At 71.3% G+C, this 19215-nt stretch carries 21 protein-coding genes; 5 read left to right on the top strand and 16 right to left on the bottom strand.

Going from position 1 to position 19215, the window contains the following annotated elements:
• Window positions 1-39: 39 nt before the first annotated feature.
• From H1W00_RS12910 to H1W00_RS12890, 5 genes are all read right to left on the bottom strand, one after another.
• On the bottom strand, window positions 40-1185 hold the full coding sequence (locus H1W00_RS12910) for a cystathionine gamma-synthase (RefSeq protein WP_181756061.1): 1146 nt from the start codon (window positions 1183-1185) through the stop codon (window positions 40-42).
• Complete coding sequence (locus H1W00_RS12905; RefSeq protein ID WP_181756060.1) at window positions 1182-2555, bottom strand: cystathionine beta-synthase; 1374 nt, start codon at window positions 2553-2555, stop codon at window positions 1182-1184. Before H1W00_RS12905 ends, H1W00_RS12910 begins: the two co-directional genes overlap by 4 nt.
• Window positions 2556-2591: 36 nt before the next feature.
• Complete coding sequence (locus H1W00_RS12900; RefSeq protein ID WP_181756059.1) at window positions 2592-3008, bottom strand: TM2 domain-containing protein; 417 nt, start codon at window positions 3006-3008, stop codon at window positions 2592-2594.
• Window positions 3009-3028: 20 nt separating this feature from the next.
• Window positions 3029-5329, bottom strand: coding sequence for a protein translocase subunit SecD (gene secD, locus H1W00_RS12895; RefSeq protein WP_181756058.1), 2301 nt, complete (start codon window positions 5327-5329; stop codon window positions 3029-3031).
• A gap of 66 nt (window positions 5330-5395) precedes the next feature.
• On the bottom strand, window positions 5396-5740 hold the full coding sequence (locus H1W00_RS12890; protein ID WP_181756057.1) for a hypothetical protein: 345 nt from the start codon (window positions 5738-5740) through the stop codon (window positions 5396-5398).
• 31 nt (window positions 5741-5771) lie between these two features.
• On the opposite strand from H1W00_RS12890, the gene H1W00_RS12885 reads away from it, so the two are divergent.
• Complete coding sequence (locus tag H1W00_RS12885; RefSeq protein WP_338072899.1) at window positions 5772-6740, top strand: aldo/keto reductase; 969 nt, start codon at window positions 5772-5774, stop codon at window positions 6738-6740.
• 169 nt (window positions 6741-6909) lie between these two features.
• Here H1W00_RS12885 and H1W00_RS12880 read toward each other — a convergent pair whose 3' ends face one another.
• The 3 genes from H1W00_RS12880 to H1W00_RS12870 form a co-directional block, all read right to left on the bottom strand.
• Window positions 6910-7500: a hypothetical protein gene (locus H1W00_RS12880; protein WP_181756056.1), complete on the bottom strand. Its 591-nt coding sequence runs from the start codon at window positions 7498-7500 to the stop codon at window positions 6910-6912.
• 70 nt (window positions 7501-7570) lie between these two features.
• Window positions 7571-8806, bottom strand: a complete 1236-nt coding sequence (locus tag H1W00_RS12875; RefSeq protein ID WP_181756055.1) for an HRDC domain-containing protein — start codon at window positions 8804-8806, stop codon at window positions 7571-7573.
• Window positions 8803-9381 carry a DUF3000 domain-containing protein gene (locus tag H1W00_RS12870; protein ID WP_181756054.1) on the bottom strand — a complete coding sequence of 193 codons (579 nt, stop codon included), beginning with the start codon at window positions 9379-9381 and terminating at the stop codon, window positions 8803-8805. Before H1W00_RS12870 ends, H1W00_RS12875 begins: the two co-directional genes overlap by 4 nt.
• A 66-nt stretch (window positions 9382-9447) precedes the next feature.
• On the opposite strand from H1W00_RS12870, the gene hemE reads away from it, so the two are divergent.
• From hemE to hemQ, 3 genes are read left to right on the top strand one after another with little or no spacing between them, the layout of a single operon-like run.
• Entirely contained in the window at window positions 9448-10509 is a 1062-nt protein-coding gene (gene hemE / locus H1W00_RS12865) for a uroporphyrinogen decarboxylase (protein ID WP_181756053.1), read from the top strand.
• A 1-nt stretch (window position 10510) separates the two neighbouring features.
• A complete protein-coding gene (locus H1W00_RS12860; protein WP_181756052.1) occupies window positions 10511-11845 on the top strand; it encodes an FAD-dependent oxidoreductase in 1335 nt (444 codons plus the stop codon).
• 10 nt (window positions 11846-11855) lie between these two features.
• The gene (gene hemQ / locus H1W00_RS12855) at window positions 11856-12548 is read left to right on the top strand and encodes a hydrogen peroxide-dependent heme synthase (protein ID WP_181756051.1); all 693 of its coding nucleotides are present in this window, start codon (window positions 11856-11858) and stop codon (window positions 12546-12548) included.
• A 54-nt stretch (window positions 12549-12602) separates the two neighbouring features.
• Here the strand turns inward: hemQ and H1W00_RS12850 are convergent, their stop codons facing one another.
• The 5 genes from H1W00_RS12850 to H1W00_RS12830 all read right to left on the bottom strand — a co-directional run bounded on the left by H1W00_RS12850 (window position 12603) and on the right by H1W00_RS12830 (window position 15676).
• A complete protein-coding gene (locus tag H1W00_RS12850) occupies window positions 12603-13319 on the bottom strand; it encodes a hypothetical protein (protein WP_181756050.1) in 717 nt (238 codons plus the stop codon).
• Window positions 13316-13843, bottom strand: a complete 528-nt coding sequence (locus H1W00_RS12845) for a DUF6318 family protein (protein ID WP_181756049.1) — start codon at window positions 13841-13843, stop codon at window positions 13316-13318. The genes H1W00_RS12850 and H1W00_RS12845 overlap by 4 nt, the downstream gene beginning before the upstream one ends.
• A gap of 211 nt (window positions 13844-14054) precedes the next feature.
• Window positions 14055-14474: a peptide-methionine (R)-S-oxide reductase MsrB gene (msrB, locus tag H1W00_RS12840; RefSeq protein ID WP_181756048.1), complete on the bottom strand. Its 420-nt coding sequence runs from the start codon at window positions 14472-14474 to the stop codon at window positions 14055-14057.
• Entirely contained in the window at window positions 14471-14968 is a 498-nt protein-coding gene (locus H1W00_RS12835) for a universal stress protein (protein ID WP_181756047.1), read from the bottom strand. The genes msrB and H1W00_RS12835 overlap by 4 nt, the downstream gene beginning before the upstream one ends.
• A 9-nt stretch (window positions 14969-14977) precedes the next feature.
• Window positions 14978-15676: a pyrimidine reductase family protein gene (locus tag H1W00_RS12830; RefSeq protein ID WP_181756046.1), complete on the bottom strand. Its 699-nt coding sequence runs from the start codon at window positions 15674-15676 to the stop codon at window positions 14978-14980.
• A gap of 37 nt (window positions 15677-15713) precedes the next feature.
• On the opposite strand from H1W00_RS12830, the gene H1W00_RS12825 reads away from it, so the two are divergent.
• Complete coding sequence (locus H1W00_RS12825) at window positions 15714-16550, top strand: PPK2 family polyphosphate kinase (RefSeq protein WP_181756045.1); 837 nt, start codon at window positions 15714-15716, stop codon at window positions 16548-16550.
• A 28-nt stretch (window positions 16551-16578) separates the two neighbouring features.
• On the opposite strand, the gene H1W00_RS12820 is transcribed toward H1W00_RS12825, so the two are convergent.
• The 3 genes from H1W00_RS12820 to H1W00_RS12810 are packed head-to-tail and all read right to left on the bottom strand — an operon-like array spanning window position 16579 to window position 19210.
• Entirely contained in the window at window positions 16579-17340 is a 762-nt protein-coding gene (locus H1W00_RS12820; RefSeq protein WP_181756044.1) for a sirohydrochlorin chelatase, read from the bottom strand.
• Window positions 17337-17537, bottom strand: a complete 201-nt coding sequence (locus H1W00_RS12815; RefSeq protein WP_078700833.1) for a hypothetical protein — start codon at window positions 17535-17537, stop codon at window positions 17337-17339. The genes H1W00_RS12820 and H1W00_RS12815 overlap by 4 nt, the downstream gene beginning before the upstream one ends.
• Window positions 17534-19210 (bottom strand): nitrite/sulfite reductase, encoded by a 1677-nt coding sequence (locus tag H1W00_RS12810; protein WP_181756043.1) that lies wholly within the window; start codon window positions 19208-19210, stop codon window positions 17534-17536. The genes H1W00_RS12815 and H1W00_RS12810 overlap by 4 nt, the downstream gene beginning before the upstream one ends.
• Window positions 19211-19215 lie beyond the last annotated feature (5 nt).

Raw genomic sequence — 19215 nt, 5'->3', positions numbered from 1 at the left:
CTAACGAGGCGGACCCACCTCTCCGGGGGCCCGCGAAGGTCAGGCCAGGGCCTGCTGCAGGTCCTCCAGCAGGTCCTCGACGTCCTCGATCCCGACCGACAGCCGGACGAGGTCCTCGGGGACCTCGAGCTGCGATCCGGCCGTGGACGCGTGCGTCATGGCCCCGGGGTGCTCGATGAGCGACTCCACGCCGCCGAGGCTCTCGGCGAGGGTGAAGACCCGGGTGCGCGAGCACAGGTCGAGTGCCGCCTGGCGCCCCCCGGCGAGGCGCAGCGAGATCATCCCGCCGAATCGGCGCATCTGGCGCGCCGCGACCTCGTGGCCCGGGTGGTCGGGCAGACCGGGGTAGCTGACGTGACTGACCGCGTCGTGGTCGACCAGCATCCGCGCGATCGCCTCGGCGTTGTCGCAGTGCCGGTCCATCCGGACCGCGAGCGTCTTGATGCCGCGCAGCGTCAGGTAGGCGTCGAACGGCCCGGGCACGCCGCCCGCACCGTTCTGCAGGAACGCGAAGGCCTCGTCGAGCGCGGGGTCGGACGTGACGAGCGCGCCGCCGACGACGTCGCTGTGGCCGCCCAGGTACTTCGTGGAGGAGTGCAGGACGATGTCGGCCCCCAGCGCCAGCGGCTGCTGGAGGTAGGGCGACGCGAACGTGCTGTCGACGAGCAGCTTCGTCCCGGCGGCACGGGCGACCTCGGCGGTCCCGGCGATGTCGGCGACGTTGAGCAGGGGATTGGTGGGCGTCTCGAGCCACACGAGCTTGGTGCGGTCGGTGATCGCCGCCGCGATGGCGTCGAGATCGTTGACCGGCACGGGCGTGTGCTCGATGCCCCAATGCGAGAACACCTTGTCGATGAGCCGGAACGTGCCGCCGTAGGCGTCATCGGGAATCACGAGGTGGTCGCCCGGCCGCAGGATCGCGCGCAGCGCCGCATCGGTGGCCGCCATGCCCGAGGAGAACGCGCGTCCGTACGTGCCGCCCTCGAGCGCGGCGAGGTTCGCCTCGAGCGCCCGGCGGGTGGGATTGCCGGTGCGCGCGTACTCGAAGCCCTCGCGCATGCCCCCGACGCCGTCCTGGGCGAACGTGGAGCTGGCGTAGATCGGGATGTTCACCGCGCCGGTGCGCGGATCGGGATCCTGACCGGCATGGATCGCGCGGGTGGAGAAGCCGCCGCCGTCGCTCATACGTGGACTCCCAACAGGTCGTGACGGGTCAGGACGCCGAGCGGCTTGCCCTCGTCGACCACCATCAGCGCGTCGCTGCCCTTGAAGGCGTCGAGCGCGGCGGACAGGTCCTCGCCGGAGCCGATGATCGGCAGCGGCGGCTCCATGTGCTGGGCCACGGCGTCGGTCAGCTGGGCGCGGCCCTCGAAGACCGCACTCACGAGCTCGCGCTCGCTGACGCTGCCGGCGACCTCGCCGATGACCACCGGCGGCTCGGGGCCGACGACGGGCATCTGCGAGACGTTGTACTCGCGCAGGATCTCGATCGCGTCGCGCACCGTCTCGGACGGGTGGGTGTGGACCAGCGCGGGCATGGCCCCGCTCTTGCGGCGCAGGATGTCGATCACGTGCAGGTCGGCCGGGTGGCCGTCGAGCGGCGTGCGCAGGAAGCCGTAGGAGGCCATCCAGTCGTCGTTGAAGATCTTCGAGAGGTAGCCGCGTCCGCCGTCGGGCAGCAGCACCACGACGAGATCGTCGGGACCGAGGCGCTCGGCCACGCGCACGGCGGCGACGACGGCCATGCCGCACGAGCCACCGACCAGCAGGCCCTCCTCGCGGGCCAGGCGGCGCGTCATGTCGAAGGAGTCGGCGTCGGAGACGGCGATGATCTCGTCGGGGATCGCCGGGTCGTAGGCCGTGGGCCAGAAGTCCTCGCCGACGCCCTCCACGAGGTAGGGGCGCCCCGTGCCTCCGGAGTAGACCGAGCCCTCGGGATCGGCGCCGATGACCTTCAGATCGGACCGCTGCTCCTTGAGGAAGCGGCCGGCTCCCGAGATCGTGCCGCCGGTGCCGACGCCGGCCACGAAGTGGGTGATCGCACCTTCGGTGTCGCGCCAGATCTCCGGACCGGTGGTCTCGTAGTGGCTGGCCGGGCCGGCCGGGTTCGAGTACTGGTCGGGCTTCCAGGCCCCCTCGGTCTCGCGCACGAGACGGTCGGAGACGTTGTAGTACGAGTCGGGGTGGTCCGGCGGGACCGCCGTGGGGCACACCACGACCTGCGCGCCGTAGGCCTTCAGCGTGTTGCGCTTGTCCTCGCTGACCTTGTCGGGGCACACGAAGATGCACGAGTAGCCGCGCTGCTGGGCGACGAGGGCCAGGCCGACGCCGGTGTTGCCCGACGTGGGCTCGACGATCGTGCCGCCGGGCTTGAGGGCCCCGGAGGCCTCGGCCTCGTCGACCATCTTGACCGCGATGCGATCCTTCGCGCTGCCGCCGGGGTTCAGGTACTCGAGCTTGGCCACGACGGTGGCCGCGCCTTCGGGTACGACGGAGTTCAGCCGGACTAGGGGTGTGTCGCCGATGAGGTCGACCACGTGGTTCGCGATGGCCATGACCCCATCATCGCACCGCGCGTCTGACGCGCCCGATCAGGACCGGAGCGGGCGCCCGTTCCCGTCGCGAGAATCCGACACGAGCGTGATGATCCCGTCGACGAACGGCCAGATCGCGCCCACGCCGCAGGTGAAGACCGTGACCAGCAGCTGGGCCACGCCGATCCCCGTGTGCCCGGTGTAGAACCGTCCGATGCCCAGGGGGATCAGGATCTGCAGCAGGCCCGCGACGATCTTCGACTTGTCCGAGAACGGGATGCCGGTCTTGGGGTCGATGCCGTACGGCGCTCCCGGCCCCGCCCATCCTCCCGGCGGAAGCGGCGGCGGGGACGACGGCGGAGGAGGGGCGGCGGGGTTCGGCGGGCCCGGGGGCCCACCGAACCGCAGCGTCGGGTCGTGGTCGCCCGCACCCGGGTCGGGATCGGGGTACGGCTCGTCCGGCGGGGTGGTCATGAGCGCACGCTACCGCTGGATCAGACCACCGCGCCCTCGTCGGGCGTGCCGCGCCCGTCGAGGATGTGCGAATACGGGTCGGCCTTGTGGCGCGGGTCCTTGTCCGGGTTGTACGGCCAGCGCTCCTCCAGCAGGACACCCAGCGTGGCTGCGGTGAACACCGTGGAGAAGTGGCCGAACAGCAGGCCGAGCAGCACCGCGATCGAGAAGTCGCGCAGCGAGTCGCCACCCAGCACCATCAGCGCCGCCAGGATGAACGTGGCGCCCATCGCGGTGTTGATGGTTCGCGGCAGGGTCGACAGGATCGCCTCGTTGACCATCTCGCGCAACGGGATGTCGCGCGTCCGGGTGCGTTCTCGGATGCGGTCGAGGACGACGATCGAGTCGTTCACGGCCAGGCCGATGATGGACAGGATGGCTGCCAGGAACACGCCGTCGATCGGCTTGCCCCACCAGGCGAAGACGCCCACGACCGCGAGCACGACCGAGGCCATCGAGACGATGGCGGCCGCGGCCCAGGTCCAGCGGAAGCGCCAGGCCAGGTAGGCCATCTGCGCGGCCACCGCGATGAGGAAGGCCAGCAGCGCCTTGTTGCGCAGCTCCTTGCCCAGCGTGGGGTCGATCGTGTCGGAGCGGACCTGGACGGTCTCGCCGCCGATCTCGGCGATCGACGAGCGCACCTGCTCGGCCTGGTCCTCGCTGATCTTGGGCAGGCGCACCGAGATGTTCTCGCCGCCGTCGGCGGAGGAGGACTGCACGACCGCCTCGGGGAACCCGGCGTCGGCCACGGCCTCGCGAGCCTGGTCGGGGGTGACCGCCTCGGCGGTCGAGTACTCGATCTGGCGGCCGCCGGCGAACTCGACGCCGAGGTTCAGGTCGCGCACGAGGATGCCGCCGATCGCCACGGTGGCGACACCGAGGGAGATGGCGACCCACATGCCCGCGCGGCGGACGAGGTAGGGACCGTGCTCGTTCAGCCAGCGACGCACGCCGGAGATGCCGGCGATGCCGCTGACCTGCGGGTGCGATCGGATCCAGCGGCGCTTGACCAGCCACTCGGTGAGCCAGCGGGCCACGACCAGGGCGGAGAACATCGAGGCGATGACGCCGATGGTCAGGGTGATGCCGAAGCCCTTGACCGGACCGGCCGACAGGAAGAACAGCAGCAGCGCGGCCAGGATCGTCGTGACGTTGGAGTCGATGATCGCGGACCAAGCCTTGGAGAAGCCGGTGGTCAGGGCCGAGAGCAGGCCGGACTTCGGATTCTCGTGATATTCCTCGCGCGCTCGTTCGTAGACCAGCACGTTGGCGTCGATCGCCAGGCCGATCGCGAGCACGAAGCCGGCCAGGCCGGGCAGGGTCAGCGTGGCCCCGAGCAGGACCAGCGCGGCGTAGGAGATGAGTGCGTAGACGCACAGCGCGATCGTGGCCATGATGCCGGTCGCGCGGTAGATGAAGATGATGAAGAGTCCGGTGAGGAACAGGCCGATGATCGAGGCCTGGATGGAGTCGTCGATGGCGGCCTGGCCGAGCGTCGGGCCGACGGTGCGCTGGTCGATGATCTCCACGGGGACCGGGAGGGCGCCACCCTTGATCAGCGCGGCGAGCTCGTCGGCGCTGGCCTGGGTGAAGTCACCGGTGATGCTGGTCGAGCTGCCGCCGCCGGACTGGCACAGCTCGGGGACGATGCCGGGCGACGAGATGACCTCGTTGTCCAGGATGATCGCGATCCGGTTGCCGGCCGCAGTGTTGGCGCAGGCCGAGTTCACCAGGTCGCGCCACGGTCCACGGCCCGTGTCGTTGAACTCGACGTTGACGACCCATTCGCCCAGGCCCTGCTGGGGCAGCGCGGCGTTCGCGTCGCTGATCCCGTTGCCGTCGAAGGCGACCGGGCCCAGGAGGATGTCCTGGCCCTGCTCGTCGGGCAGCACGACCTCGCCCTTCGCGGGCTTGGTGGCCTCGTCCGCGGGGGCCTTGACCTCGCGGAACTCCAGGGTGGCCGTCTGGCCGATGACCTCGGCGGCCTTCTTCGGGTCCTGCACGTCGGGCAGCTCGACGATGATTCGCGTGTCGCCGGAGCGCGCCAGCGTCGGCTCGGAGACGCCGAGGGCGTCGACGCGGCCGCGCAGGACCTCGAGGGCCCGGTCGGTGGACTCGGCGTTCGCCTCGATGCGGTCGGTGGACTTGGTCTCGAGCGTGATCTGCGTGCCGCCGCGCAGGTCGAGGCCCAGGTTGGGCTTCATGGTGAAGGCGATCGCGAGCGAGCCGACGATCACGACGAGGCAGACGAGGCCGCGCCAGAAGTTGGTCTTGGAGGACATGGGTGACTTTCGATGGGGGCCGAGGACGGCGAAGTACGAGGGGTGGCGAAGACGGACCGGGGCCGGTCAGACCAGCGGCGGGGCGCGCCCGGCCGGCGCGGGAACCGCCCGGCCCACCTGCGCGGCGACCAGGGCGGCGGCGAGCGCCACCAGGACTGCCGCGACCAGCGACAGCGTGGTGTCGAGCGTGCCCGCGGGCAGGTCGACGGACACGGAGTGGTCGTCCGAGGTCGCCTTGGCGACCGTGACCCGCGGCTGGGCGGGCTCGTCCCCGGCCGACATGGTCGTGCCCGTGGCACGCCGTTCGGCTCCGGAGAATCCGGCGAGGGCACCCAGCCCGAGCATGCCGGCCAGCAGCACGGCTGCCAGGGCCGCGACGAGACGTCGCACGGCATGGGTGGTCCGGATCACCCGCCGAGTGTAACCGTCCTACGGTGGGTGCGTGAGCACACGACATGTCCTGGGAACGAGCGGTATCGACGTCGGCCCCGTGGGGATCGGCTGCAACGCCTTCGGGGCGCGCATCGGCGGCGACCAGGTGACCGCCGTCGTCGACGCGGCCTTCGAGCACGGCGTGCGGTTCTTCGACACGGCCGACACCTACTCCCTCGGCGAGAGCGAGACCCTGCTCGGCGCCGCCCTGCAGGGGCGTCGCGACGAGGTGGTCGTCGCCACCAAGTTCGGCATGGACATGCAGGGGCGCAACGGCGACGACGGCGGGCGCCGGGGGAGCGCGGCGTACGTCCGCCGCGCGGCGGAGGCGAGCCTGCGCCGCCTCGGCACCGACGTCATCGACCTCTACCAACTGCACACCCCGGATCCGGGCACGCCGGTCGAGGAGACCCTCGGCGCGATGACCGAGCTGGTCGACGAGGGCAAGGTCCGTGCGATCGGTTGCTCGAACTTCACCGCGTGGCAACTCGTCGACGCCGACTGGATCTCGCGGACCACGGGGCTCGCGCACTTCGCCACCGCGCAGAACGAGTACTCGCTCTACAACCCCGCGGCCGAGGTCGAGCTGGTGCCGGCGTGCCTCGAGCTCGGCGTGGGTCTGCTGCCGTACTTCCCGCTCGCGTACGGGCTGCTGACCGGCAAGTACTCGCGCGACGCCGAGCCCGAGGCGGGCACGCGCCTGGCCGGACAGCGCGCGCGGTGGGAGGACGCGGACTGGGAGCGGATCGACGCGCTGCAGGCCTTCGCCGACGAGAGGGACATCACGCTGCTCGAGCTGGCGATGGGCGGACTCGCCTCGCGACCGGCCGTCTCCTCGGTGATCGCCGGCGTCTCGCGGCCGGAGCAGGTGGCCTCGAACGTGGCCGCCGCGAGCTGGGTCCCGACGACGGAGGATTCCGCCGCCCTCGACGACCTGCTGGCGCCGGCGCACTCGTACACGACGTTCGCGCCGCGCTGATCGGAGGGCGCGAAGGGGGAGGGGCGCGCCGGGTCGGGAGCGCCTCACGGCGCGTGGCCGCTCGTAGCGGCTGATGTTGGGACCCGGGGCTACCTCGACCCGGCGCACTCACCATTTTAAATGCATCGGATCCAAATTCAAAGGTGACCGGGGCAACTCGGGAACCGGCTCAGTGCAGCTCGCCGCGACGCTCCGCCTCGGCGGCCGCCCGCAGGTGGCGTGCCGTGTCGACGAGGCGGGCGGCGCTGGCGGCATCGCCGCCCTCCATCTGGCCGCGGCCCACGCCGACGATGTGCGCGAAGGCCGCCGCGCGGTCCAGCGAGACGTCGAAGTCGGCGGCGACGATGCCCCGCACGACCGTGTCCACGAGCTCGACGACCTCGTTCGGTCCGGGCGGGTCGACCACGCCGGCGAGGACCTCCTGCACGGGTGCGTAGGCACGGCCGGCGGCGAACTCGCGCGACGCCTGCACGGGGTTGTGGTGCACCCACGTGCGCAGGGCGTAGAGCCGCCACAGGGCGCCCGCGACGGTCTCGGGAGGGGCCTTGGCCCAGAGCTCGGCGATGACTCCCATGCCCTCGGAGTCGGCCAGGTGCAGCACCCGCTCGACGAGGTCGCGATCGGCGTGGTCGCGGGCCCCTCGCACCAGCAGTGAGGCGATGCGGTGGCCGGCGGCGGTGCGTTCGGCCGGGTCGTCCGGGTCGGGCAGCGAGTCGAACACGGCTGCCCCGGGCAACGACGGCTTGTGGAAGTCGGCCATGCATTCGAGCGTAAACCCGGGCCGGTGACTGCGTGAGCAGATGTCCGGTGTCGTGCGCGTGCGCCGCGAATCAGGGGTCGACGAGCGCGGCCGCGATCGGCGCGGCCACCAGCTCGATCTGCCAGTTCCGGCTGCCCCGCTCGCGCAGCTCCTCGGCGATCGAGGCCGCGTCGAGGTCGGCGGGCGGCTGCCAGGCGAGCGCGCGCACGATGGCCGGGCCGATGAGGTTCTCGGCCGGGACGTTCTGCTGCTCGGCGATCTGGGTGACCTGCGCGCGCACCCGGACGAGCCGGGCGGCCGCGACCGGGTCCTTGTCGGCCCAGGCGCGCGGCGGCGGCGGGCCGTCGGAGCGCTGGCCCGAGGTGGGCAGCTCGTCCTCGGGCAGGCCGAGGGCCTCCTCGATCGCGTCGAACCACTCGTCGAGGAACCGGCGCGGACCGCGACGGCGCATCGTGGGGTCGTTCTTGAGCGCGGTGAACGAGTCGGGGGCGTGCGTGGCCAGCGACACGATCGACGCGTCGGGCAGGATGCGGCCGGGAGTGATGTCGCGGTCCTCGGCGATCCCGTCGCGGGCGTGCCACAGGGCCCGAACGATGGCCAGGGCCCGGCGGCTGCGGATCTTGTGGATGCTCGAGGTGCGTCGCCACGGGTCCTTGCGCTCGGGCGGCCCGGTGAACGACAGCAGCGCGTCGAACTCCTCGCGCGCCCAGCCGTCCTTGCCGGCGGCCTTCAGGTCGGCCAGCACGAGCTCGCGCAGCTCGAGCAGGACCTCCACGTCGAGTGCCGCGTACTCCAGCCACGGCTCGGGCAGCGGCCGGGTGGACCAGTCGGCGGCCGAGAACTCCTTGGCCAGGCTCATGCCGAGGTAGTGCTCCACGAGTGCCGCCCGGCCGACGCGCGGCAGGGTCAGCAGCCGGCCGGCGAGCTCGGTGTCGAACAGCGAGGTGGGGCGCAGCCCGACCTCGGCCAGGCACGGCAGGTCCTGGGTGGCGGCGTGCAGGATCCACTCGGCGTCGCCGAAGGCCAGGCCCAGCTCGCTGAGGTCGGGGAAGGCGATCGGGTCGATCAGCCAGCTGCCCGAGCCCTCGCGGCGCACCTGCACGAGGTAGGCACGCTGGGAGTAGCGGTAGCCCGAGGCACGCTCGGCGTCCAGGGCGATCGGTCCCTCGCCGAGCGAGATCTCGGCGCAGGCGCGGGCCAGCGCGTCGTCGGTGTCGACCACCGGGGTGAGCGGCTCGCGGAGGCCGAGTCGGGGGAGGACGGGCTCAGGAGCCTCGTCGATGATCTCTTCGGGTTCGTTCGTCAACGGGAGGCGCGCCTACGGGTGAGTGGGACGACGCCGGGCGCCAGGGGCGGCAGGCCGGCGAGCTTGCCGAGCAGTTCCATCCACGCCGAGGCGTGGGGCTCAAGCCCGCCGTGGGGCGTCCAGGAGGCGCGCACCTCGATCTGGGCGTCGGTCTCGTCGTCGGTCATCGCGCCGAAGCCCTCCGAGCGGACGACGGTGATGCTGCCGGCCGGGTTGGTGTGCTCGGCGCCCGCGTCGTCGAGCGCGTCGGTCAGCCAGCTCCAGCCGACCTGGGTGATGAGCGGGTCGGTGGCCATCTCCTGCTCGATGTCGGCACGGGCGAACGTGACGCAGCGGAACGTGCCGTTCCACGCGTCGTTGCCGGCCGGGTCGTGCAGCAGGATGAAGCGCCCGGTGCCCAGCTCGACGTCCGCGACGACCACGTCGGCGGTCATGGCGTGGGCGAACGGGGCGATGCGCTGCGGAGCCGGCATCTCGCCGAGCTCGAGCTCCGGGCGCGCGACGGCGCGCTTCACTTCCTCGACAGCCCGCGTGAACGGTGCCGGGATGCCTTCAAGCTTGGTTCGGGCGCCCACACCGTGATCTTAGGCACGGAATGCGGGGGCGGGAGGCTCGACACGCAGGCGTGACAGACTCGTGACGTGACCAACGATGTTCGCGACGCCTCCGTCGACAGCGCCCTCACGAGCCCGTTCCTGCGTGCGTGCCGTGGACTCGAGCCCTCCCACACGCCGGTCTGGTTCATGCGGCAGGCGGGACGCTCCCTGCCGGAGTACCTCGCGATCCGCGAGGGCGTGCCCATGCTCGAGTCGTGCTTCCGCACCGACATGGTCGTCGAGATCACGATGCAGCCGGTGCGCCGCCACGGCGTCGACGCGGCCATCTTCTTCTCCGACATCGTCGTGCCGCTGAAGGCGATCGGCGTCGACCTGGACATCGTCCCGGGCACCGGGCCCGTGGTGGCCGACCCGATCCGCTCGGCCGACCAGCTCGGCACCCTGCGTGACCTGGAGCCCGACGACGTCACCTCGATCACCGATGCCGTGCGCGGCCTTGTAGGCGAGCTGGGTGGGACGCCGCTGATCGGCTTCGCCGGTGCGCCGTTCACGCTCGCGTCCTACCTCGTCGAGGGCGGCCCGTCGCGCGACCACCGGCGCACGAAGGAGCTGATGTACGGCGATCCCGACCTGTGGCACGCGCTGCTCGGCCGGATCGCGGCCATCGCGGGCCAGTTCCTGCGGCTCCAGATCGAGGCCGGTGCCTCCGCGGTCCAGCTGTTCGACTCGTGGGCCGGGGCGCTGTCGCCGTCCGACTACGACACCTACGTGCGTCCGCACTCCGAGGAGGTCCTCGCGTCCGTCGCCGACCTCGACGTGCCGCGGATCCACTTCGGCGTCGGCACGGGCGAGCTGCTGTCGCGCATGGGCGAGGCGGGCGCCGACGTCGTCGGTGTCGACTGGCGCGTCCCGCTGGCCGAGGCGATCGGCCGGGTCGGCGATCGTGCCGTCCAGGGCAACCTCGACCCGACACTGCTGTTCGCGCCCACCGAGGTCGTCCACGCCCGCGCCGCCGAGGTGATCGAGGCCGGACGTGCCGCCAAGGGCCACGTCTTCAACCTCGGGCACGGCGTGCTTCCCGCGACCGACGCCGACGCGCTGACGCGGCTGGTCGACTTCGTGCACGCCTACGAGCCGGAGGCCTGACGTGCGCGTCGCCGTCGTGGGCGGCGGGATCGCAGGACTCTCCGCGGCCTTCCACCTGGCTGCCGCGGGTGCGAAGCCGGTGGTGCTGGAGGGCTCGCCCGAGATCGGCGGCAAGGTCCGCCAGGCGCGACTCGGCGACCTGACGGTGGACGTGGGCGCCGAGGCGATGCTCGCCCGCCGACCCGAGGCCCTCGACCTCGTCGATGCCGTCGGCCTCTCCGCCGACGTCGTGGCGCCCGAGCCGATCCCGTCGATGGTGTGGAGCCGTGGGGCCCTGCGTGCGCTCCCGCCCACGATCATGGGCGTGCCGTCCGACCTCGCTGCGCTCGACGCGTCGGGCGTGCTCGCGGGCCCCGTGACCTCGACGCCGCTGCCCGTGCCCGACGAGGACGTCTCCGTCGCGCAGTTCGTGGGCGACCGGCTGGGACGCGAGGTGGTCGATCGCCTCGTCGAGCCGCTGCTCGGCGGCGTCTACGCGGGCCACGCCGACCGGCTCTCGCTCCGCGCCGCGGCCCCGGTGATCTCCGAGCTCGGTCCGGACCTGCTGGCCGGCGCCGCCGCGCGGGCCGCCGCCCCGAAGCCCTCCGGACCGGCGCTCGTCGGGGTCCGCGGCGGAGTGGGGCGGGTTCCCGGCGCTGTCGTCGAGTCCGGCGGCTTCGAGGTGCGCACTGGGGCCACCGTGCGATCCGTTCGCCGCGACGGTTCCGGGTGGGAGCTCGTCGTGGGTCCCACGACGGCGCCCGTGCGCGAGCGCTTCGACGCCGTCGTGATGGCCGCTCCCGCGCCGGCGGCGTCCCGGCTGCTGGCCGAGGTCGCCCCGCGGGCCGCCTTCGCCCTGGCGGGTCTGGACTACGCCTCGATGGTGGTCGTGTCGCTGCTGGTCGAGGGCGCCGACCTGCCGTCGGGCACCGGCTTCCTCGTGCCCCCGGTCGAGCCGCTGGAGATCAAGGCCGCGACGTTCTCGTCGCGCAAGTGGGCGTGGCTCGCGGAGGCCGCCGGCGGCGCCACGGTGCTGCGCGCGTCAATCGGGCGCGCGGGCGACACCGCGGTGCTGCAACGCGACGACGCCTCCCTGGTCGACCTCGCCGTGGCGGACCTGCGCTCGGTCGTCGAGCCCGGGGGAGCGATCGGTTCGGTCACGGCCTCGACGGTGCAGCGCTGGGGCGGGGGTCTGCCGCAGTACGAGGTCGGACACCGCGACCTGGTGCGCACGGTGCTCGACGACGTGGCGACGGTGCCCGGGCTCGAGGTCTGCGGCGCGGCCTACGAGGGTGTGGGGATCGCTGCCGTCGTGGCCACCGGGAGGGCCGCGGCCGAGCGAACCGTGGCCGGGTGAGAATGGACGCATGAGTTCGCACGAGGTCGACCCTGAGCAGATCAACTCCACCATCCGCTACGCGATGTACTCGGTGTTCCGGATCGAGCGTCCGCTGGGCGACGGCGACCGTGCCGCGATGGCGGCCGAGGTCGACGCGCTCTTCGAGAAGCTCGACGACGTCGTGGTGCGTGGCACGTACGACGTGAGCGGGATGCGCGCCGAGGCCGACCTGATGATCTGGTGGCACGCCGCCACGGCCGACGCCCTGCAGGACGCCTACAACGCCTTCCGCCGCACGGAGCTGGGCTCGCACCTCGCGCCCGTGTGGTCGAACGCGGGCCTGCACCGCCCGGCGGAGTTCAACCGCTCGCACGTGCCGAACTTCCTGGCCGACAAGAACACGCTCAAGTACATCTGCGTGTACCCGTTCGTGCGCTCGTACGAGTGGTACCTGCTGCCCGACGACGAGCGTCGTCACCTGCTGCGCGAGCACGGCGAGGCCGCGCGCGACTACGCCGACGTCCGCGCGAACACGATCGCCTCGTTCGCCCTCGGCGACTACGAGTGGCTGCTGGCGTTCGAGGCCGACGAGCTGCACCGGATCGTCGACCTCATGCGTGAGCTCCGCGCCACCGGCGCCCGCCACCACGTGCGCGAGGAGCTGCCCTTCTACACCGGCCGTGCCCTCTCGGTCTCCGAGCTGACCGCACTCTGGCCCTGAGCCCTCCGCCGCCCGCCCCCACACTCGTGCCTCCGGTTTGCGCCACTCGCGAAGTCAGCGCGTGAGGACGGGCCGCGCCTCGCGGACGCGCAGTGTCGTGGCGGGGCCGGCGGCAGTGATCGTGGTGTCGAGATCCTGCCATCCGCCGTCGTCGATCCGGTACGTGACCCGGTAGGTGACGTCCACGCGTGCGCTGACGCCGCCGGGTCTGCGGTAGCGGTGGATGACGTCGAGCGCGGGATAGGGACGGCCGGGCCTGGTGGTGGTCTGTGCCGTCCCGTCGCCGTGGTGCCAGGTGTAGCTCGCGGGCGTCGCCCGCAGGTCGACGGTGGAGTCGAGGATGTCCACGGTCTCCTCGAACGGTGCCGCGCTGGTGTGGAAGATCGTCTCCAGGTTCACCAGCGTCGACCCGGCCGGCTGGACCGCCACGCGCAATCGGGGCAGCCCGACGCGCTCGACCGCCTCCACAACGTCGCCGGGCGTCACCTCCCGCTCCGGGGCCTCGGTGGGGTTCGCCGGCTCTGGCATGGGAATGCACTCCTCCTGAGGGAACGGCGCCTCCGGGCGGCAGTACAGAGGGTCGGTTTCTTGCTCCACCGGGGCCGGCTCCGGCACACCTGGGTTCCGCACGCGGATGGGCGCGGGCGCGGGCGCGGGCTTGCGCAGTTCGATGTCACCGATCTCCACTCCGGGCTTGAACGGATCGGGGCTTACGGTGGGATCGGCGGGCAGAGACAAAACAGCAATCGTGCCGAGTAGTGCGATGATCACTCGACACCGCCGGTCACGAACTGGGTGATGCGCCACTCTTCGTCGTAAGTCAGACCGAACGTCACGAGGTCTTCGGTGGCAGGAAAATTCTTGGCGGCCGAGTCCGCGGACTCCTGAACGGTTCCGGCCGATATCCGGAGTGTTGTAGTCGCGAGTGTCTCTGCAGCTTTGTCTCGCTGGAACCGCAACTCAGTCGCTGAGCGCGTCCAATCCCTTCCCTCGGCGCCCCCACCGTTTCGGTAGAGGCTTCGGAATAGATCGACGTACCGCGTGCAACCTTCACAACTAGGACTTGAGAGGCGCGCCAACTCCTCGACATCACCGGTCTTCGACGCGTAGTCGAGAATTCTCACGTAGTGAGCGACAAACGTGGCCGCGCCGTTCGGCGTGAATTCCTGAGCCACCGCGGGCATGGGCGGCAGGGTGGCGTCAGGGTTCGCGGGCGTCGTGGCCGCGCTGGTCGGTTCAGTAGGCGGCGGGTCGTCCTCGCCGCAGGCGCTCATCGTGAGCGCGAGTGTCGCCACGAAGGCACACGTCAGTATCCGCATCGTTCCCCCGAACTACGTCACTTCGAGTTACGCACTCTAGCGACGGCCCGCGGGGACGTCAGCCCTCCGTCTCAGGCCTGTGGACGAAGGCTCGGACACGAGCAAGCGGTGCCCACCGCATCCCCGCGCCAGGAGCGAAGAAGGGTGGACACCGCTGCACATCTCGTGCGCCCGGGGGCGCGGGTTGTCAGTCCGCCTGCAGGTCCAGCGCGATGCCGTTGATGCAGTAGCGCAGGTCGGTCGGAGTGGCGAAGCCCTCGCCGGCGAACACGTGGCCCAGGTGCGAGCCGCAGTTGGCGCAGCGAACCTCGGTGCGCTTCATGCCGAGGGTGGAGTCCTCGATGTACTCGACGCGGTCCTCCGCCAAAGGGGAGTAGAACGACGGCCAGCCGCACTGGGCGTCGAACTTGGTCTCGCTGCGGAAGAGCTCGGCGTTGCAGCCGCGACAGCGGTACACGCCCTCGGTGGCGTCGTGCTCGTAGTCGCTGCTGAAGGGTCGCTCGGTCCCGGCCTGACGCAGCACGTGGTACTCCGCGGCGCTGAGGTCCTTGCGCCACTCGTCGTCGGGACGGTCGACCGCATAGGTCTTGTCAGTCTGGTTGCTCACATCTCCGCCTGTTCGTCGAAAGTCAGGTGTTCCAACAGGTGCAACGTCGGGACGTCCAGTTTTCTTCTCGCTCGCGACGTCCAATCGAGGTGAAGGAACTCACGCACCACGTGCGGCTCGGTCAGGATGATGACCTCCTCGCACGACTTCTCCTTCACGACGTCCACGAGCGCGTCGATCGGGTCGTACTCGACGAGCTTGGTGGTGACCTTCTGGCCGCGCTCGGTGAGCAGGGCGGCGGAGGCCTCGAGCTCGGACTGCCCGTCCTGGCGCAGCTCGTCCTCGATGCGGGTGTAGGCGGCCGGTTCCTCCAGCGGGACGAACTGAGCCCCGCCGAACGCCGTCATGGACGCACTCAGCGCTGCCGGGGACGAGTCGACCGGCAGCAGCATGTGATACGTGACGTCGTCGTCGACACCCTCATGCAGGGCGAGGATCTGATCGGCGTCCAGGGCGATGAGCTGGCGTTCCACCAGCAGGGCCACGTTGTACATGCCCCCAGCCTAGGCCGCGCGGCGGTCGCGGACCCAGCGTGTCAGCAGGACGCCGTCCTCCTCGACCACGTGGCCGAGTCGCATCGGCAGCTCCACGGCCCGTGCTCCCTCGGTGATCCGCTTGGCCGGGCCGCCCACCAGGTGGGGCGAGATGGTCACGCAGGCCTCGTCGACGAGGTCGAGATCGACCAGGCTGCCGTGAAGCGCGGGGCCGCCCTCGCACAGGATGCGGTTGAGGCCGCGGGCGGCGAACGCGTCCAGCACCGCGGGCCAGTCCACCGCGTTCTCCCCCGCGACGACGACCTCGGCGGTCTGCGAGAGCCGCTGGCGGGCCTCGGCGGGGGAGGAGGCCGGCGTCAGGATGATGAGACCCGGGGTCAGCAGCGACTCGGGGATGTCGAGGTTGCGGCTGACGACGGCGAGCCGCGGCACGCGCGGGCGGCCCTCGCGCAGCGACTCGTGGATCGAGTCAGCCGAGATGGGGTGGTATCCCTCGGCGCGGGCGGTTCCCGCGCCCACGAGCACCACGTCACTCAGGCTGCGCAGGACCTTGAACACCGTGGCGTCCGGCTCACCGCCGAGATGGCCCGACAGGCCCTGGGGATCTTGGACCCCGCCGTCGACGGAGGCGACGAAGTTGGTCCGCAGCCACGGCTTGTGGGAGTCGGGGTAGGCGTACAGGTCGGCGAGCTCGTCCAAATCCGGCATGGCACCACGGTAGGGCGACCTGGGGCATACTGCCGAGATGACGGACCTGCGCTCCCTCCTCGCGACCACCGGACCGATCGACCTGTCCACGAGGCCCGCCGATGACACACCGGGCTTCGAGGGGACGAAGAAGGATGCGCTGCGACTGCTCCCGGGCATCGGCGAGCGCCTGATGGACTCCCAGGAGCTGCTCTTCGCCAACGGCCGCGCCGGGACGACCGACCGGAAGGTCCTGATCCTCCTGCAGGGGATGGACACCTCCGGCAAGGGCGGCACCCTGCGGCACGTGGCCGGGCTCGTCGATCCCCAGGGCCTCAAGATCACCGCGTTCAAGGCCCCCACGGAGGAGGAGCGGCAGCACGACTTCCTCTGGCGGATCCGGCCGCAGCTGCCCGAGCCCGGGATGATCGGCGTCTTCGACCGCTCGCAGTACGAGGACGTGCTGATCGGTCGGGTGCGCCAGCTCGTGCCCGCCGAGGAGATCGAGCGCCGCTACGACGAGATCAACGCCTTCGAGAAGGAGTTCGTCGACGGCGGGGGAGTCCTGCTGAAGTGCTTCCTGCACATCAGCGCCGACGACCAGAAGGAGCGACTGGGCGAGCGGCTCGACGACCCGACCAAGTACTGGAAGTACAACGCCGGCGACCTCGACGAGCGCGCGCTGTGGCCGCAGTACCAAAAGGCCTACGAGATCGCGCTCGAGCGCTGCTCCACCGAGCACGCGCCCTGGCACGTCGTCCCGGCCAGTCGCAAGTGGTACCGCAACTGGGCCATCGCCACGATGCTCGGCGAGACGCTCGAGGGGCTCGGCCTGGACTGGCCCGCGGCCGACTTCGACGTGGAGGAGCAGAAGAGGCGCCTGGCCACGATGTGACCGGGCGCCCCTTCCAGCTCTCGAACGGTCAGACGTCCGCGAAGAGGGCGTCCATCGGGACGAGGTCCACCGCCCCCACGGCGTAGCGGGCCAGGATGACCTCGGCCACCTCGTCGGCCACGCCCAGCGGCTCGGCGACCGCCACGGCGCCGGCCTCGAGTGCCAGCTCCTTCGCGCGGTCGGGCAGGACGCCCGGCGCCAGGAACAGCATGCCCACGGCGATGTGCCGACGACCGTCGGCCCGGTGGGCCCGCACGGCCTCGCTGGCCGCCGGCGGGGCACTGGAGGCGAACGCCGCGATCGTGGGCAGCTTGTGGTGGGCACCCCACGCACGGGCGGCGCGGGAGACCATCGCGTTGGCCATCGGGTCGGACGAGCCCGCGCCGGTGAGCACGAGGGCGTCGAGCTCGCGGACGCGGTTCTCGCGCAGCGCCTCACGCAGGCGGCGGTCCAGGACGTTGAGGAACGTGCCCTCGATGCCGAGGACCTTGGTGACCTCGATGCGGACGTCGTGCTTGGCCGAGGCCGCCTTCGCGGCCTGGGGCACGTCGACCTTCGCGTGGTAGGCCTCGGTGAGCAGCAGCGGGACCACGACGATCTCGCTGAAGCCCTCGGCGACCAGCCGCTCGACGACCTCGTCGAAGCTGGGGCCGCACAGGTCCAGGAACGCGGACTCCACGCGGAGATCGGGGCGCATGCACGCCACCACCTCCGTGAGGGCGTTGATGGTCTCGGCCGATCGCGGATCGCGGCTGCCATGGGCCAGGGCGATCAGTGCGGGTGCGGTCATCGTGCATTCCTCCCTTCCTGCGGTGCGGTGCTGGTGATGTCGGTATCGGTGGTGGTGCGGGCCAGGTGGCCCAGGAACTTGAGCCGGAACGCGCGCAGACAGCTGCGGCACTCCCACTCGCCGTGCGTCTCGCCGTGGGGACGCAGGTCCTCGTCGGCGCAGTACGGGCACGAATAGGGGACGAGGCGCTCACTCATCGCAGGACCTCCTCGTCGGCCCGGGCGACCCAGGCGGCGAAGGACTCGCCGTCCTCGCGGTGCGCCAGGTAGGTGCGCGAGAGCTTCTCGACGTAGTCGGGCAGCTGGTCGCCGGTGACCTTGTGGGCGCGGAGCTTGCGGCCGAAGCCGGCGTCCAGGCCCAGGGCGCCACCGAGGTGGACCTGGAAGCCCTCGACCTGCCGGCCGTCCTCGTCCATGACGAGCTGGCCCTTGAGGCCGATGTCGGCGGTCTGGATCCGTGCGCAGGAGTTCGGGCAGCCGTTCACGTTGACCGTGATCGGCGAGTCCAGCTCGGGCACGCGCTGCTCGAGCTCGTCGATGAGGTGGGCCGCGCGGTCCTTGGTGTTGACGATCGCGAGCTTGCAGTACTCGATGCCGGTGCAGGCCATCGTGTGCTGACGCCACTGCGACGGTCGGGCGTGCAGGCCCAGCTCGGCCAGCGCGGCGACGAGCGACTCGACGCGATCCTCCTCGATGTCGAGGACGACGATCTTCTGCATGGGCGTGAGCGCGACGCGGTCGGAGCCGTGCGCCTCCACGACGTCGGCCAGCTGCTGCAGCATCGGGCCTGAGATCCGGCCCACCGTGGTGGCGGCGCCGACGTAGAACCTTCCGTCGACCTGGCGGTGCACGCCCACGTGGTCGACCGGGGTGTCGGGCACCGGGGGAGCGTCGAGGTCGATGAGCGTGCGCTGGAGGTACTTCGTCTCCAGCACCTCGCGGAACTTCTCGATGCCCCAGTCCTGCACGAGGAACTTCAGGCGGGCGCGCGACCGCAGCCGGCGGTAGCCGTAGTCGCGGAAGATGCTGACGACGCCCTCCCAGACCGCGGGAACCTCGTCGAGCGGCACCCAGGCGCCGAGGCGCAGGGCGAGGTGCGGGTTGGTGGACAGGCCCCCGCCGACCCAGACGTCGAAGCCGGGGCCGTGCTCGGGGTGGACCGCACCGATGAACGCCACGTCGTTGATCTGCGGGACGACGTCGTGACCGGGGTGGCCGCTGATGGCCGTCTTGAACTTGCGGGGCAGGTTGGAGAACGCCTGGTCGCCGATGTAGCGGCTCTCGATCGCGTCGATCGCCGGCCGGCCGTCGATGATCTCGTCGGCCGACACGCCGGCGACGGGGCTGCCCATGATGACGCGCGGGCAGTCGCCGCACGCCTCCTGCGTCGACAGGCCGACGGACTCGAGGCGCTGCCAGATCGTGGGGACGTCGCGCACGTCGATCCAGTGGTACTGGATGTTCTGGCGGTCGGTGACATCGGCCGTGCCGCGACCGAAGTCGACCGAGACGTCGGCGATCGCGCGCAGCTGCTCGAGCGAGAGCTGGCCACCGTCGACGCGCACGCGCATCATGAAGCGGTCGTCGTCGAGCTCCTCGGGCTCCAGCGTGGCGGTCTTGCCGCCGTCGATGCCGGCCTTGCGCTGCGTGTAGAGGCCCCACCAGCGGAAGCGTCCGCGCAGGTCGCCGCCGTCGATGCTCTCGAAGCCGCGGTGCGCGTAGATGTTCTCGATCCGGGCGCGGACGTTGAGCGGGTTGTCGTCCTTCTTGGACTGCTCGTTCGCGTTGAGGGGCTCGCGGTAGCCCAGGGCCCACTGACCCTCGCCCTTACGGCGGCGGGGACGGGCAGGTGCTGCTGGGGTGGTGGTCATCGGTG

Origin of the sequence: Aeromicrobium phoceense (assembly GCF_013868155.1) — a bacterium.
Lineage (GTDB): Bacteria > Actinomycetota > Actinomycetes > Propionibacteriales > Nocardioidaceae > Aeromicrobium > Aeromicrobium phoceense.
Note: the sequence above shows the minus strand (reverse complement) of the source record. Positions and strands in the feature narration are given on the sequence as shown.